18 protein-coding genes are annotated in these 15665 nt (G+C 35.4%); 9 read left to right on the plus strand and 9 right to left on the minus strand.

The genetic code is table 11. The annotated features are described in order from the left end of the window. Window positions 1-10 precede the first annotated feature (10 nt). The 9 genes from FLAVO9AF_RS12335 to FLAVO9AF_RS12375 form a co-directional block, all read right to left on the minus strand. On the minus strand, window positions 11-1129 hold the full coding sequence (locus FLAVO9AF_RS12335) for an ATP-binding protein (protein WP_159689176.1): 1119 nt from the start codon (window positions 1127-1129) through the stop codon (window positions 11-13). Window positions 1130-1331: 202 nt separating this feature from the next. Continuing rightward, a complete protein-coding gene (locus FLAVO9AF_RS12340; protein ID WP_159689179.1) occupies window positions 1332-2114 on the minus strand; it encodes an enoyl-CoA hydratase/isomerase family protein in 783 nt (260 codons plus the stop codon). Between the two features lie 12 nt (window positions 2115-2126). Continuing rightward, window positions 2127-3599 carry a PAS domain-containing sensor histidine kinase gene (locus FLAVO9AF_RS12345; protein WP_236552319.1) on the minus strand — a complete coding sequence of 491 codons (1473 nt, stop codon included), beginning with the start codon at window positions 3597-3599 and terminating at the stop codon, window positions 2127-2129. 138 nt (window positions 3600-3737) lie between these two features. Continuing rightward, window positions 3738-4286 (minus strand): CopD family protein, encoded by a 549-nt coding sequence (locus FLAVO9AF_RS12350; protein WP_159689181.1) that lies wholly within the window; start codon window positions 4284-4286, stop codon window positions 3738-3740. A 61-nt stretch (window positions 4287-4347) separates the two neighbouring features. Further along, window positions 4348-5364: a ferrochelatase gene (gene hemH, locus FLAVO9AF_RS12355; protein ID WP_159689184.1), complete on the minus strand. Its 1017-nt coding sequence runs from the start codon at window positions 5362-5364 to the stop codon at window positions 4348-4350. Between the two features lie 139 nt (window positions 5365-5503). After that, a complete protein-coding gene (locus FLAVO9AF_RS12360; RefSeq protein ID WP_159689186.1) occupies window positions 5504-6373 on the minus strand; it encodes an AraC family transcriptional regulator in 870 nt (289 codons plus the stop codon). Between the two features lie 136 nt (window positions 6374-6509). Further along, complete coding sequence (locus FLAVO9AF_RS12365) at window positions 6510-7049, minus strand: YceI family protein (RefSeq protein ID WP_159689189.1); 540 nt, start codon at window positions 7047-7049, stop codon at window positions 6510-6512. Between the two features lie 16 nt (window positions 7050-7065). Further along, window positions 7066-7617, minus strand: coding sequence for a YceI family protein (locus FLAVO9AF_RS12370; RefSeq protein ID WP_159689195.1), 552 nt, complete (start codon window positions 7615-7617; stop codon window positions 7066-7068). A 14-nt stretch (window positions 7618-7631) separates the two neighbouring features. Then, window positions 7632-8000: a hypothetical protein gene (locus FLAVO9AF_RS12375; protein ID WP_159689199.1), complete on the minus strand. Its 369-nt coding sequence runs from the start codon at window positions 7998-8000 to the stop codon at window positions 7632-7634. Window positions 8001-8180: 180 nt separating this feature from the next. Between FLAVO9AF_RS12375 and FLAVO9AF_RS12380 the strand changes: the two genes are divergently transcribed. The 9 genes from FLAVO9AF_RS12380 (at window position 8181) to FLAVO9AF_RS12420 (ending at window position 15634) form a co-directional block, all read left to right on the plus strand. Beyond that, a complete protein-coding gene (locus FLAVO9AF_RS12380; protein WP_159689202.1) occupies window positions 8181-8546 on the plus strand; it encodes a hypothetical protein in 366 nt (121 codons plus the stop codon). A 26-nt stretch (window positions 8547-8572) separates the two neighbouring features. Continuing rightward, on the plus strand, window positions 8573-9412 hold the full coding sequence (locus FLAVO9AF_RS12385) for a DUF5777 family beta-barrel protein (protein WP_159689207.1): 840 nt from the start codon (window positions 8573-8575) through the stop codon (window positions 9410-9412). Window positions 9413-9559: 147 nt separating this feature from the next. Continuing rightward, window positions 9560-9994 (plus strand): hypothetical protein, encoded by a 435-nt coding sequence (locus FLAVO9AF_RS12390; protein WP_159689210.1) that lies wholly within the window; start codon window positions 9560-9562, stop codon window positions 9992-9994. Between the two features lie 17 nt (window positions 9995-10011). Then, window positions 10012-10602: a hypothetical protein gene (locus FLAVO9AF_RS12395; RefSeq protein ID WP_159689213.1), complete on the plus strand. Its 591-nt coding sequence runs from the start codon at window positions 10012-10014 to the stop codon at window positions 10600-10602. A 304-nt stretch (window positions 10603-10906) separates the two neighbouring features. Then, complete coding sequence (hemA, locus tag FLAVO9AF_RS12400; RefSeq protein ID WP_159689218.1) at window positions 10907-12211, plus strand: glutamyl-tRNA reductase; 1305 nt, start codon at window positions 10907-10909, stop codon at window positions 12209-12211. A 48-nt stretch (window positions 12212-12259) separates the two neighbouring features. After that, window positions 12260-13186 carry a hydroxymethylbilane synthase gene (gene hemC / locus FLAVO9AF_RS12405; protein ID WP_159689221.1) on the plus strand — a complete coding sequence of 309 codons (927 nt, stop codon included), beginning with the start codon at window positions 12260-12262 and terminating at the stop codon, window positions 13184-13186. A gap of 148 nt (window positions 13187-13334) precedes the next feature. Further along, the gene (locus FLAVO9AF_RS12410; RefSeq protein ID WP_159689224.1) at window positions 13335-14006 is read left to right on the plus strand and encodes a uroporphyrinogen-III synthase; all 672 of its coding nucleotides are present in this window, start codon (window positions 13335-13337) and stop codon (window positions 14004-14006) included. A gap of 83 nt (window positions 14007-14089) precedes the next feature. After that, the gene (gene hemE, locus FLAVO9AF_RS12415) at window positions 14090-15118 is read left to right on the plus strand and encodes a uroporphyrinogen decarboxylase (protein ID WP_159689228.1); all 1029 of its coding nucleotides are present in this window, start codon (window positions 14090-14092) and stop codon (window positions 15116-15118) included. Window positions 15119-15241: 123 nt separating this feature from the next. Next, on the plus strand, window positions 15242-15634 hold the full coding sequence (locus FLAVO9AF_RS12420; RefSeq protein ID WP_159689231.1) for a hypothetical protein: 393 nt from the start codon (window positions 15242-15244) through the stop codon (window positions 15632-15634). Window positions 15635-15665 lie beyond the last annotated feature (31 nt).

Consider the following 15665-nt stretch of genomic DNA (forward strand, 5'->3'; position numbering starts at 1 on the left):
ATTAAAAAGATTAAAGGATGTAATCCCAAAAATTTTGACTGTGAATGACTGCTGTTGTTTTTGGATGGTACTTTTCGGTGAAAGATTTTGTAAATCGTACTTTTTGATTAGGATTGTATTTAATTTCAAAAGCTTCAATTTCGGTATTTTTTAGTTCCAAATAATCGATTTCGGCTTGTTGTGTATTGCGCCAAAAATAAGTGTCTTTGAACTGATTTTCATAAATCAATTTTTTCTTTCTTTCGCTAATTATAAAGTTTTCCCAAAGTGCACCTACATCGTCACGAAGTTCTATGGGATTGAAATTTTTGATGATTCGATTGCGGAGACCATTGTCCCAAAAATAGACTTTTCGCCCTTTTTTAAGCTCATTATCTTGGTTTTTGCTGAAAGCGTGTAAGCTAAAAACAATGAAATTTTTTTCTAATATATCAATGTACTTTTCAACGGTCAGGCGACTTATTCCTAATTCATTTGCCAAAGAACTGTAATTAATTTCGCTACCAATTCTGTAAGCTAACATTTGAACTAATCGTTGTAAAGTGGCTGATTTTTTTATGCCATCTAAATTTAGAATGTCTTTGTATAGAAAACCATCAACTAAATCATTGAGTATCTTTTCTTCCTGACCAGGATGATTTACTACTTCAGGATAATAACCAAATACTAATCGATGAGGTATCAAACGGGTTTCCTCAACAAAATTAGTATGCTTTACTAATTCGGCAAAGTTTAATGGGAAGAGTTGTAACTCTTCTTTTCTTCCCATCATGGATTCTTTGGTTTTGTCTGCTAGTTCAAAAGCACTACTACCCGAAGCGATGACTTGAATTTCTGGAAAATTGTCCACCATTCTTTTAATCAAAAGCCCAATATTGTGAATCATTTGAGCCTCGTCAATTATTAACATAGTGTTATTTCCTATTAGCGCTTTTAGTCGGTCGGAGGTGATATTTTCTAATAGCAATTGGGTATCGGGTTCATCGCCATTTAGCCATAAATAGGGATGACTTTTGACCGTGTTTTTGATCAAAGAGGTTTTGCCTACTTGTCGTGCACCAAATACTAATATGGCTTTTCCTTTGAAAAGTAAAGAATCAATGGCAGGTTGTTGGGTTCTTTGTATCATTTGTAATCCTTTTGAAAGCACAAATATACCATAATTTGATATTCAAATATCAAAAAAATATAATAATATGATATTTGAATATCAAAAAAATATAATAATATGATATTTGAATATCAAAAAAAATATAATAATATGATATTTGAATGTCAAAAAAGACTTGTTTTAGCAAACTGATTACTAAAACCTGACCACTGCTTACTTGTTACTTCCCTGTAAAATTGGCTTTTCTTTTTTCTAAGAATGCGGTGGTTCCTTCTTTAAAATCTGCTGTTCCGAAGCATTTACCAAAGTTTTTGATTTCCGTTTCGAAACCATTTTTACCGTCTTTATAATTGGCGTTGATGGCTTTTATAGCTCGACCAATGGCAAAAGGAGAGTTTTTCATGATTTTTTGAGCGATTCCTTTGGTAAAATCCAACAATTCTGCTTGAGGTACTACATGATTTACCAATCCATAATTTTTGGCTGTCTCTGCGTCAATCATGCTGGCGGTCATAATCAATTCCATAGCACGACCTTTTCCAATGAGTTGTGGTAAACGTTGTGTTCCTCCATATCCTGGAATTACTCCTAAGGAAACTTCTGGAAGTCCCATTTTGGCATTGTCTGAAGCAACTCTGAAATGACAAGACATAGCCAATTCTAACCCACCACCCAAGGCAAAACCATTGATAGCAGCGATTACTGGTGTTTTTAAATTTTCGATTAAATCGAATAATTTTTCTTGTCCTTCGCTAGCCAGTTGAGCACCTTCGGCAATGGTAAAATGAGCAAATTCAGAAATATCGGCGCCAGCTACAAAAGCTTTTTCTCCACTTCCTGTAATGAGTATCACTTGAATTTCTTTGTTTTTTCCCAGTGTTTTTATGGCTTTGTGCAGGTCGTTTATAGTGTCAATATTCAAAGCATTTAACTTCGAAGGTCTATTGATGGTAAGGATTGCAATATTGTTTTCTAGTTCGATTAAAATATTTTCGTAATTCATAACGCTATTTTTTTATAATTGAATTATAGGCAAAGTCACTTTAAAAGTAGTCCCTTTTCCTAATTGTGTATCAAAGGTAATTGTTCCGTTGTAATTTTCTATGATGTTTTTGATAATTCCTAGACCGAGTCCCATACCGCTTGTTTTGGTAGTAAATTTGGGTTCGAATATTTTGGGCACTGTTTGCTCTGCGATGCCTACTCCGTTGTCTTGAACCAAAATGATGACTTGGTTGTGTTCTCTTTTTACGACCACTTTGATGGCTTTTTCTTCCTGATTTTCTGGAATGGCTTGTATGGCATTTTTAACCAAATTGGTAATCACACGGATGAGTTGTGAGCGGTCCATACTTGAAATAATGGAAGGGTACTGACTCTCAAAAACAATATAATCTTCATTGAAAATATCCAAAGCCAGTTCGACTACTTCCACCACATTTAGTGTTTCGTTTTGTTGGGCTGGCATAGAGGCAAAGTTCGAAAAAGCCGAAGCCACAGCACTCATAATATCAATTTGCTGAATTAAGGTTTCGGAATATTCATTGAGTTTTTGTTTGACATCTGGTGTAGTAGGGTCAAATTTTCTTTGGAAACTTTGTACCGTTAATCGCATAGGTGTCAACGGATTTTTGATTTCATGCGCTACTTGTTTTGCCATTTCTCGCCAAGCTTCTTCTCTTTCGCTTTGCGCCAGTTTAAGGGCACTTTTCTCTAATTTATCGACCATTTCGTTGTAAGAACGAATCAACAAATTAATTTCACGGCTATTGGCGTCCAAAACAATTTTTTCGTTTTTCTGCTCAATATTCGTTTCGCTCATTTTGTCGGCGATGGTTTTCAACGATTTGGTGATATAAGTAGCCAAGAAATACGCCAAGGCAAAAGCAACAATCAGCATAAAAGAATAGACTTGACCTAATCTAATGAGGAAACTATTCAGCTCTTTCTGATAAAAACTATCATCTTCAACATAAGGTAAATTTAATACGCCAAGCGGTTTGAATTTGTCGTCTTTGATTTGGCTGTACGACGAACGATTTTTGACTCCGTCGACAGTTTTGATGTCGACAAAACGTTTATCAATGGAGGAACGAACCAGTTTCAGAATGTATTTTGGAATAGGCGGCGCCATTTTATCGATAGAAAAGGACTCTTTCGATGATTTTAAAAGATGACCGTCTAGGCTATAAACATTGATTTCGATGTTGTGAATTTGGGATAATTCGTGAATTTTATCTTTAAAAATTAAATCTAAATTTTTAGGCGTCAACGGATAAGTGGTAGTTGACAGCACATAATTAATATGCTCTTTTATGGCAGTTTCCTTTCGCTCTAAACGTTCTTGATGATAATCTCGTGCTTCACTTTTGAACTGTAAAATAGAAATAGAGGCGAGCAAAACACTTGAAACTACAATAACAACAATCATCGATAGGAAAATCCTAGTACGCAAGGAAAGCATCGATATGTTGAAGTTGTTCAGCATAATTTTTTAGTATTCAGTGTTCAGACTGTTAGTATTCAGTTATTTTGCAAACGTATAATTCGGTTTTAAACTTACAAACAGGCAAAATTTTATTAGGCAAAGATTGAAAACTGATCACTAAAAACTGACCCCTGACCACTATTTTCTCTCTCTTATTCTCTTGTAAAAACGAAAGCCCAACATAATAATGATTGAAAATAAAAAAATACCAATCACTCCATACACCCAGTTGAAAGCATTTTTGAGCACTACTAAAAACACCACTGCAAATAAAATAAGTGTTGCTCCTTCATTCCAAATACGCATATAATTGGTGGTGTATTTTACTTCATTGCGTTGTAATTGATTGAATATTTGATGGCATTTAAAATGATACAAATACAATAAAAAAACAAATCCTAGTTTGACATGCATCCAAGGCATTTGCAACCAACTTTTGCCTAAATCAGTAAAAAGTAACAACCAAAAAGCAACAAAAAAAGTAATAATTGCTGATGGCCAAGTGATGATATACCACAAACGATAGGCCATAAGGTTGTATTGTTTTTGCAAAATCTCTTTCTCGGGAGAAGGTTTATCGGCGGCTTCAATTTGGTAGACGAACAAGCGAACGATATAAAATAATCCTGCAAACCATGTGACTACAAAAATGATGTGTAAGGATTTGAGGTAGTTGTAGAGTTCCATTTATTTTGATTTCAAGTTTAAGGTTTGAAGTTACTATAGCAACTTCAAACCTTGAACAAATTTAAACTTTCTTGAATTCTTTAATCCAATTGGCTACGACACCACACCATTCATCTTCATCATTCATACAAGGGATAGCCATAAATTCTTCTCCACCATGATGTAGGAACTGTTCATTGGCTTCCATAGCAATTTCTTCTAGCGTTTCTAAACAGTCAGCTACAAAAGCTGGGGTTACAACCGCTAGTTTTTTAATTCCTTGTTCAGGCATTTTATTGATTTCTACATCGGTGTAAGGAGTAAGCCATTTGTCTCCTGCCAAACGAGATTGGAAGGTTTGGCTGTATTTGCCTTCTGGAATACCTAATAATTTTACTACTTGCTTGGTCGTTTCATAACATTGATGACGGTAGCAAAACTCGTGTGCAGGCGAAGGCGTGTTACAGCAAGAACCATCAATTTTACAATGAGAATTCGTTACATCGGTTTTGCGAATGTGACGTTTTGGAATTCCGTGATAGGAGAATAATAAATGGTCATATTCAAATCCTTCCAAATGCTTTTTGATAGAATTAGAAAGTGCTTGAATATAATCGGGTTTATTGTAGAATGCAGGAACATTCGTAAATGTCATTTCTGGGAAATACTTTTGACGTAATTCTTCAGCCAAAACAACAATAGTAGTTGTTGAGGCCATAGCGTGTTGCGGATACAAAGGCAAAAGCATTACTTCAGTTACACCTTGGTCTTTAAGTTCTTGCAAGCCTTTTTGAATGGTCATCGTTCCGTAACGCATCGCTAAAGCCACAGGTATATCTACCAATTGTTTCACTTTTTGATGCATTTTTTTCGAAATCACAATCAAAGGAGAACCTTCACTAGTCCAAATTCGACTGTAAGCTTCGGCCGATTTTTTTGGTCGGGTTTGTAATATGATACCACGAACCAATAAAGCGCGCAATAGATAAGGAACATCTATCACGTATTTATCCATTAAAAATTCATCTAAATACGGCTTTACATCTTTTGGAGTGGGACTTTCTGGTGAACCTAAGTTAACTAATAATACGCCTTTCATTCTGTTCTTTTTTATTGTTTTTGGATGACAAAGGGGGAAATTTCATTAAAATTTGAGGTCAAAAGTAAATAAACTCCGTCTTTATCTAGTATCTTATGTATTCTTTTTTTTATTGTTGGGATAGGTAAAACTGATGGTTTTATGACATCGTTGTATTGATAGCCATTAAATATTTTTTAGGAGTTGTACCAAATTTTTTCTTGAAAGCAGCTATAAAATGACTTCCGGTGCTGTATCCAATTTTGAGTCCTACTTCATTTACATTATAAGAGCCACTATCAAGCAATTGTCGAGCATAATCCATTTTGTAATCAAATAAAAAGCCATAAACTGTATCGCCATATATTTGTTTGAAACCCATTTTTAGTTTCTTTAAATTAAGACCAATAGTATCTGCTAATTCCTGAAGTCCAGGAGGTTCGGCCATATTGGCTATAATTATTTCTTTGGCTTTTTTGATTTTTAAAACATTCTCTTCATCAACTAAAAACGGACATTGCTCTGCATTTGGGTCTTCATTTCTATTAAAAAACAGACTTAATAATTCATACCCTTTGCCTTTGTAGTATAAATTTTTAATAGATGGATTCAAGTTATAATGAAACATTTGGTTCAAAACAATAGCCATTGATGGACTAATATCACTTTCGTTATAGTACTTTTTGTCTTGATTTTCTTTACTTAAAAACGGAATATGTTCTGCATTTGTAGTAAACAATCCGTGAAACTTTTTTATGGAGACAAATATGGATATCAACCAAGATTTTGGTGCTACTTCTACGTGTAAAGGCAATTCTTTTTCGGTATTGTAAAAAAGCAAGGCTTTTTCCTCGTTAAGTTTTAAGCCATAATTCCCTTGATTAAAGATATAGTTAGCGTTTCCTTTTAAACCAAAATGAAATTGAATCAAACCCAATTGTACAGGTCGTTTAAAAGTTGTAATCACATCGGTATTGTTTTGAAAACGAATTAAAATAAAATCATCGTCAATTTTTATTTCTTCTTCCATTTTGTTGATTTCCTTTAGTGAAGTTGTTATTTTCGTTTATAATCAAACGAATACTTTATCTTTTCAAAATTAAATCTTTTTGATGGTTTATTGTTTACTTGAATGTGATTTTATAAAATCTTTGTGTTTTGGATTTTTATTTCAAAAAAGTTGTGGACTGAATAGTAACTGTATTGGCAATTTTACTCTTGACCAAGCTGGGTATGGCAATATTAAAATCACTCGCATTTACTGAGAAACTTGACACGATTTGTATTCCATTGGGTGTTCTGCGGATTTTTGCAATAAATGCTATGGCATTGGATTTTCCGTGAAGTTCTAAATTCCCCTTTATTGGATAATCTTTAAAGTTTGTGGTCAATTGATTTGCGTCAAACCCTTCAATTTTTCCTTTAAAAATTGCTTTTGGATAGTCATCGGTTTCCATATAATTTTCATTAAAATGCTCCTCCATTAAAGCAATTTTAAACCGAAATCCTTTCATTAGAGCCAAACTGGCAATTTCACCGGTTTTTGGATTGAAAACAAACGTCACACTCTTGTTTACTGCCCTAACTTCTTCAAAAGTCGGAACCGATGCCTCAAAGGTTATTGTTCCCGATTTGTCAATCATTTTTTGCTGAGCAAACCCCAAATGAATGACGTTTAGCATAACTAAGAGTATCATTTTTTTCATAGTTCGTTTCTTTTTGTTACTTGTAATCTGTTATCAAAACAGCTGCTAGTTGAATATTCACTTTGCTAGCTAATTTGTATTGAATGAGTGTTGGAATAGGTATGCTAAAATCACTAGTGTTTACGGAGAAGCTCGTATTCAATACAACCCTAGGTCCAACTTTACTGATTTTGGCAATAACACTTATATCTTTTGCTTTGCCGTGTATTTCAAGTTTCCCGTTCATTACAAAATCTTTTGGATTTGAGGTTAGGGTTTTCCGATCAAATGCTTCAATTTGGCCTCTAAAAATGGCTTTCGGATAGCGATCGGTCTCCATATAATTTTCATTGAAATGTTCTTCCATTAACGCAATTTCAAAATGAAACCCTTTCATTAAGACTAGACTTGCAATTTCTCCTGTTTCAGGATTTAAAACTACTGTCGCTCCAATATTGGTTCCCTTCACTTCATCATAAGAAGGAAACGATGCATCAAAAGTTATTATTCCAGATTTGGTTATCATTTTTTCTTGGGCAAAGACCAGTAACGAAGCAAATAGCAATGGTACGAGGATGATTTTTTTCATTATTCTGTTTTGCATCAGTTTTCTATTAATCCCTCTTTTTGCCATTTTAGAATAATATCAATCGTGGCTTGAGGCATTCTTGGTCCTCCACTTGGCATTAACAATCCATTGCCATTTTGTAGCGAAATTCTAGTAGTCAAACCACGATTGAGAACGGCTTCTTTTACTTGGTCATAGGTTACCAAAGGCATTGGAGCTCCGTTTTTTGGCACCGCTGCGTGACAGACCACACAATTGTTGTCAATTATTGATTTTACGTTTTTGGTATAGGTTGTTAATCCTACCATTGTAGAATCGTCCATTAGGGTGGTCGGATTGTCATTGGTACAGCTCACCAGAGTTATCGCAAGTGCAAGGGCTGTATACAGTTTTTTTGTGTTCATAAGGATTGGTTTTAAATTAATTAAGATGATTTGAAAAGCCATTCTAATGCATATACGAGAAAATGCAGTGTACAGTTTTTTTTAAGGGCATTTTTATTTTTTTAAAACCAAAGCTTCCTTTTTAACGTAAGTAGAGAAAACAGAATAAAACTACTTATGAAAAAAAAATTACTAATAGGGATGTTGCTTTGTGCTTTAATAGCAAGCCTAACTTACTTCTATGCTTATAAAGGACATCGAGAGATAAGCTCATCCTCTACAGATTATGTGGTGACAATCTCGGGACTTGAGAAAGAATTCACTACTGATGATCGCACGGCTACCTTGAAATATCAGAATACAATCGTTGAATTGTCAGCTAAAATTACTTCCATTGATTCAGAAAGTAATGGAGTTGTTTTGGGAGATAAAGTATTTGTAACCTTCAAAGACAGCGTCTTAAAAAGTATGACATCAGGTGAAAAACTAACTATCAAAGGACGCTTTTTAGGGTACGATGAATTATTAGGAGAATTTAAAATAGACCAATGTTCAATAATGAACTAAAACAAAAAAACTTAAAACTATATCTTATGAAAAAGCTTGTACTCTTTTTATTTTTATTTCCATTACTAACGTATGCACAAAATGACCTATTATCGGGAGTTGATGTTCCTGTTGCCAAAGAAAAAGTAACTTCTGCTTTCAAAGCTTTAAAAATTGTAAATCTTGAATCTACCAAAGTGGCTGCAAAAGGCGATTTGTATTTTGTTGTTGCCCATCGATTTGGTTCTATTCAGGATGGATTTGAAGGGTTCTATGGTTTGGATAATGCGAATACACAAATCAAATTTATTTACGGACTGACAAATGGTGTTCACGTAAGTGCCGCTAGAAGTCAGCTAGCCTATGATTTTGCAGTGAAGTATGCTTTGTTTCCGCAAATAAAAGAAGGTTTTCCTGTTACAATAACAGGTTTCAATAGTGTGTCTATAAACAATACTTTAAACGAAAGTACCTATCCTGAGCTCCAGTTTGATAATAGGTTGACCTATGTAGCGCAACTATTAATTTCTAGAAAATTCTCAGAAAAACTTTCTTTACAAGTTGCTCCCACTTTTTTTCACGAAAACTTTGTTGAAAACCCAATGCAAAACAACACACAATATGCTATGGGAATTGGCGGGCGATATAAATTCTCTAAAAGATGGTCATTAAACATTGACTACGCGGCACATTTAAATCGAGCTACTAATTCTTTATACAGAAATCCTTTGTCTATAGGTTTTGATTTAGAAACGGGGGGACACGTTTTTCAAATGCACTTTACCAATTCACAAGGAATTGACGAGGCGGGATATCTCGCGAGAACCTCTGGAAGTTGGAACAAAGGCGATGTTTTTTTTGGATTTAATCTCGCTAGAGTTTTTTAGAAAAATGCAGTATCAATAACGTCCTGAAGCTTATTTTTTATTTGAAATAATTCTAAATAGAAGTTTTTTATTTCCATTTAAATCCAAGATGACAACAGGCTCGTATATGATTCTAAAAACGCAATTTATTTTAAAAAAAGTAGAGCTATGAAAATTAATAAAACACTAAAAAAAGCACTTTTTGCGGTACTAGTCCTTATTGTAGTATTCTTTGGGATTCTTGTTTTTCATATTGTAACAGCAAAGCCAGCGGTATATGAAAGCCCCAATTTACAAGTGAGTCGAATTGATTTTAAATCGACTATAACCCCAGAACAAGCTCAAAAAATATGCAAAGATTTAAGAGCTATCAAGGGAATAACCTCTGATTCTATTATCGTAAAAAGAAATGTGGTGGTCTATTTCCACAACAACAAAGTCACTAATTCAAAAAGAGTTTATGACGAATTAATGACAAAAGGAGCGTATGATGCTCAGCGATACATTCTGCCAGAAGGGATGGCAACGAAAGAAGTTTGTCCAGTAGACCAAAACAGTTTTAGCTATAAAATGGCAAAATCATTACATCAAATTTTTAATTAACCTTTAATATTTTTAGTATGAAAAATTTTTCGAAAATCACACTCGGTGTAGTACTGCTAACGGCAGCAACATTTACTTCTTGTAGTAACGACGATGACGCATCATCTCCAGTTGTAAAAGCGTCAATCTATGAACGATTGGGAGGAACCAAAATGGTTGCTGACCCAGATAATTCAGGGCAAATGATTGAGCAAGGTCGTTTGAGTTTCCGTAAAGTAGTAAACTCCACCATTGGATTAATTGTTGCAGATGTTCAATCGAATGCTGCGGGTAATTTACAAGCTCATTTTGCTCCTGTTTTGGCAGAAACAGGAACGACCCAAGCTACTAGTATTGCCAAATTATCTGATAATTTGACCGATTTTTTCTCCTTCAATACTGGAGGAACCAATGCGGTCAATACCTATTCAGGTTTGAATATGGTAGCGGCTCACGACCCTGCGATAAACAGTCGTATGGGGACAAAATCAAGTTCGGCTGATTATACCAAGTTTGTTGGTTATGTTGGTGCAGCAGCCAATGCCAATGGCGTGGCTTCAAATACAGAACTTTACAATGATATCGTTGTAGTTTTAGAATCATTGAGAGCGCCAATTGTTCAGAAATAGTAATTGGTAGTTACAAAATAACGCCACTCTAAAGGGGTGGCGTTTTTATAAAAATTAACATTTATAAAGAACTCTTAGCGATGTTTTTTAATAAACAAAAGAATGTAGTTGCAAGTGTATTATTTAGAATAAATCTACATAGACTACTTTTCAAACCCCTATTTTAGTATGAATGGCAATAAATTCTATTTAGAATGACTTATTTTGAGTAATTTAAGCCGTAGCGATATAAAAAGAACCTCTAGCGTTGTTTTTATACATTTGTTAGTAATAATTTTGTCAAACTTTTTAAGGAAAGTATAATATGGAAAATTTCAATATGTCCAAAACTACCACTTTTTATGCTTTAGGTTTAAGTTACAAAAAAGCAGATGCAACGATAAGAGGAAAATTTAGTTTAGATACTAATGCACAATCCAATTTATTAGCCCAAGCCAAAGAGGAAGGCATCGAGTCATTAATTGTAACTTCTACTTGTAATAGAACAGAGATTTATGGTTTTGCCAATCATCCATATGAGCTAATCAAATTACTTTGTGATAACAGTAATGGTACTGTAGAAGAATTTAGAGAAGTTGCTTTCATCTACAAAAATCAAGAAGCGGTAAACCATATGTTCCGAGTGGGAACGGGTTTAGACAGCCAAATATTGGGCGATTTTGAAATCATAAGCCAAATTAAAAACGCGTTTAACCAAAGTAAGGCGTTAAACTTAGTCAATACTTTCTTGGATAGATTGGTGAACTCCGTGATTCAAGCAAGTAAAAAAATCAAAAATGAAACCGAAATTTCATCTGGTGCTACCTCAGTATCCTTTGCATCAGTACAATATATTATTCGCAATGTCGAAGATATTGGAGATAAAAATATCCTATTGTTTGGAACAGGAAAAATAGGAAGAAATACTTGTGAAAACCTTGTAAAACATTCCAAAAACGGTCATATCACTTTGGTAAACAGAACCAAAAATAAAGCCGAAAAACTAGCAGGAAAACTCAATGTTATTGTAAAAGATTATGCCAATTTACAAGAGGAATTACAACAAACCGATGTATTGGTAGTGGCAACTGGCGCCAAAAATCCAACGATTGACAAAACATTATTGAATTTAAAAAAACCACTTCTGATTCTAGATTTATCCATTCCTAGAAATGTAAATCCCGATGTAGAACAAATTGAAGGAGTAACCCTAATTCACTTAGATTATTTGTCACAAATAACAGACGATACTCTAGAACGAAGAAAACAACATATTCCAGCCGCCGAAGCTATTATTGAAGATATTAAACTCGAATTTAATACGTGGATGAACGGTCGTAAATACGCGCCAACCATTCACGCACTCAAAGCAAAACTGAATGATATTGTAGCTACCGAATTGGCTTTTCAAAAAAAGAAAACGTCCAATTTCAATGAAGAGCAAGCGGATATCATCAGTACAAGAATTATTCAAAAAATCACCAATCAATTCGCAACTCACCTAAAAGATGAAAATACTTCGTTAGACGAAAGTATCGATTTCATTGAAAAAATATTTCAAATTGGGCAACTTGCTCCCAAAAAAACTACTTCAGAAATAGAAGAAAAATACAAAATCAATTTGTCTTAAATAGTTAAAAAACTAGAGTTCCTTAACTAGTAAGGACCAAAAAAGAATATGGCTCAAAAAGTTATTAGAATAGGAACCCGCGATAGCGAACTCGCGCTTTGGCAAGCCCACACGGTCGAGAAAAAACTAAACGACTTAGGTTACAAAACAGAGATTATTGCCGTGAAATCAGAGGGCGATATCATTTTGGACAAACCACTATACGAATTAGGAATCACCGGAATTTTCACCAAAACTCTTGATGTCGCTATGATTAGCGGTCAAGTCGATATTGCGGTACATTCTATGAAAGATGTGCCCACCGCATTGCCACAAGGCATTGTGCAAGCAGCCGTTTTAGAGCGTGCGAATACCCTAGATATTTTGGTACACAAAGGCAATCTAGATTTTCTAGAAGGTAGCGGCACCATCGCCACCGGAAGTTTGCGTCGTCAAGCCCAATGGCTCAACAAATATCCCAATCATCAAGTGGTAGACCTTCGTGGAAATGTCAATACTCGTATGCAAAAATTGCAAGACAGTGACTGGAGTGGAGCCGTTTTTGCCGCCGCAGGATTAGAGCGCATCAATTTAAAACCAACGGATTTTATCAATTTGGATTGGATGATTCCCGCACCAGCGCAAGGAGCAATGGTAGTGGTTGCAATGGCCGAAGACGAGTTTTGTCGCGAAGCCGTATCCGAATTGAATGATATCGAAACCGAGGTGTGCACCCACATCGAGCGTCAATTTTTACGCCGTCTCGAAGGAGGTTGTACAGCACCCATCGGAGCTTTGGCAACATATAACGAGGAAGAAGACACCATTCATTTCGAAGGCGTCCTTTTTTCCATCGACGGACAACAAAAAATAGCCATCAACAAAGTCGTACCTATCGAAGAGTGGAAAAACCTAGGCTACCATTCAGCCGAAGAAATCCTCAACAATGGTGGTACCGAGTTGATGAAAACGATAAAAGAAACCTTGAAAAAGTAAGGAGCGAAACAAAAGGCTTTTTTGCCAGTATGGGTTCCCGCTGTCCTTCCTATCTTTTTTGTCCCGAAAAAAATCGGAACAAAAAAGGATATTCCCTCCCATCGGGGCTAGAGAATAACAAAAGGCTTTTTCAGAAAAAAACATAAAAATGAGTCAATCCATCCGCATATTATCTACAAAAACACTTTTGCCTAATCAAAAGCAAGTCTTGCTGGACGCTCATTTTGAAGTAATCGAAACCAATTTTATTCAAACCACCGCCACGGATTTTTCTTTAGATTCGGTAAACGAGCATTTGATTTTTACTAGTCAAAATGCCGTGAAAAATTTCTTGAAACATCCCAAAGCAACTGAATTTAAGCATAAAAAAGTCTTTTGCGTCGGTTTAAAAACCAAAATAATGCTCACCGAAGCAGGATTTGAAGTTGTTGCCTACACAGGCTATGCCGAGGATTTGGCTGAGATTATTGCGTTAATTTATGGTAAGGCGAGCTACACTTTTTTTAGTGGTAACCTTCGCAGAAATACGCTACCCGAAGCTTTACAAAGTGCAGGTATTGTTTTCAACGAGATTCAAGTATACACGACCACTTTGTCTCCCCAAACGATTCAGGAAAAAGTAGATGGCATTTTATTTTTTAGTCCATCTGCCGTCGAAAGTTATTTAGCAGCAAACAAAATAAAAAACGAAATTTGCTTTTGCATAGGCGAAACCACCGCCGAGGCATTAGAAAAAAATAAAATGAAGAACATCATTGTGGCTCATCAACCGTCTATAGAAGACGTGATAGATGATGTAATTCAAGAATACCATCCCTAAGGAGGTAAACTTAAAAAGAGAACAAAAAAAATAACAATTTACGGTGTTCAGATTGAACACTAAAATACTGAACACTGATTACTATGTTAAAGAACGACCTATTTTTAAAAGCATTACGAGGAGAAACAGTAGAACGTCCACCAGTTTGGATGATGCGCCAAGCGGGAAGATATTTACCAGAATTTCGTGCTTTGCGTGACAAATACGATTTCTTCACGCGTTGCGAAACTCCAGAATTAGCTGCTGAAATTACCGTACAACCTATTCGTATAGTTGGACCAGATGCAGCGATTTTGTTTTCGGATATTTTGGTAGTGCCTCGTGCTATGGGAATTCACGTTGAATTGAAAGACAATTTAGGTCCCATAATTCCAAATCCTATTCGAACTATGGAGCAAGTCAATCAAGTGATTGTTCCAAATATCGAAGAAACCTTAGGTTACGTAATGGATGCGGTGAAATTGACCAAAGAAATGCTAAATGATGAGGTACCTCTAATTGGTTTTGCAGGTTCACCTTGGACAATTTTCTGCTATGCCGTAGAAGGAAAAGGTTCTAAAAGTTTTGATACGGCCAAAGGTTTTTGCTTCTCTAATCCAGTTGCGGCGCATACCTTATTGCAAAAAATCACCGATACCACTATTTTATACTTGAAAGAAAAAGTAAAAGCAGGAGTAAACGCCGTTCAAATTTTTGATTCTTGGGGTGGAATGCTGTCACCTGTGGATTACCAAGAATTCTCTTGGAAATACATCAACCAAATCGTTGAGGCTTTGGCTGAGGTGACTCCAGTAATTGTTTTCGGAAAAGGATGTTGGTTTGCTTTAAACGAAATGGGAAAAAGCAAGGCTTCTGCACTTGGAGTAGATTGGACGTGCACGCCAAGAAATGCTCGTTATTTATCTGGTGGAAACATTACTTTGCAAGGAAATTTCGACCCATCCAGATTATTGTCACCTATTCCAACCATCAAGAAAATGGTACACGAAATGATTGACGAATTTGGAACCGACAAATACATCGCCAATTTAGGACACGGAATTTTACCAAACATCCCTGTAGACCACGCCAAAGCGTTTGTCGATGCGGTAAAGGAATATAGAAAGAAATAGTTGGCTCATATCTTCTCCTGCAAGGTTTTTTTTAACCTTGTAGGTATATTTGGAAGTTCAACTAAAAAGGAATACCTACAAGGTCTAGAAAAAGACCTTGCAGGATAACACAAAATACTTAAAATGCTAAGCAAAGGATTGCGAGATAAAGAAAGTACCCGAATAGACAATTGTCTAAAGCAGTTACATTCTCTAGTATTGCCGCCTTTGGATTGGAATCTAGACATAAAAGAGGCACTCGAATTGGAGCTAAAAGACTTCGCAATGGATTTGGAAAGTCTGAATGATTTTACTCCAGAGGATTTGGTTCTTCATTTGCAACGCCTTCATTTCGATTGGAATCAAATGGAATCCTTTGCCGATTTTTTAATAGCGTTTTCTGAAGCAAGTCCCTTTTCTTTTTCTGAAAAAGCACTTGCTATTTATCGTTTTATTCAAAAAGAAAGTAAAGTATTTTCGTTTGGAATCAATGCTAAAATAGCGGCTTTAACTGACATCAATACTAACACAAAATAAATTCCTAGTTTCCCTTTCCTTTGGAGAGGGG

This window comes from Flavobacterium sp. 9R (assembly GCF_902506345.1).
Classification (GTDB): domain Bacteria; phylum Bacteroidota; class Bacteroidia; order Flavobacteriales; family Flavobacteriaceae; genus Flavobacterium.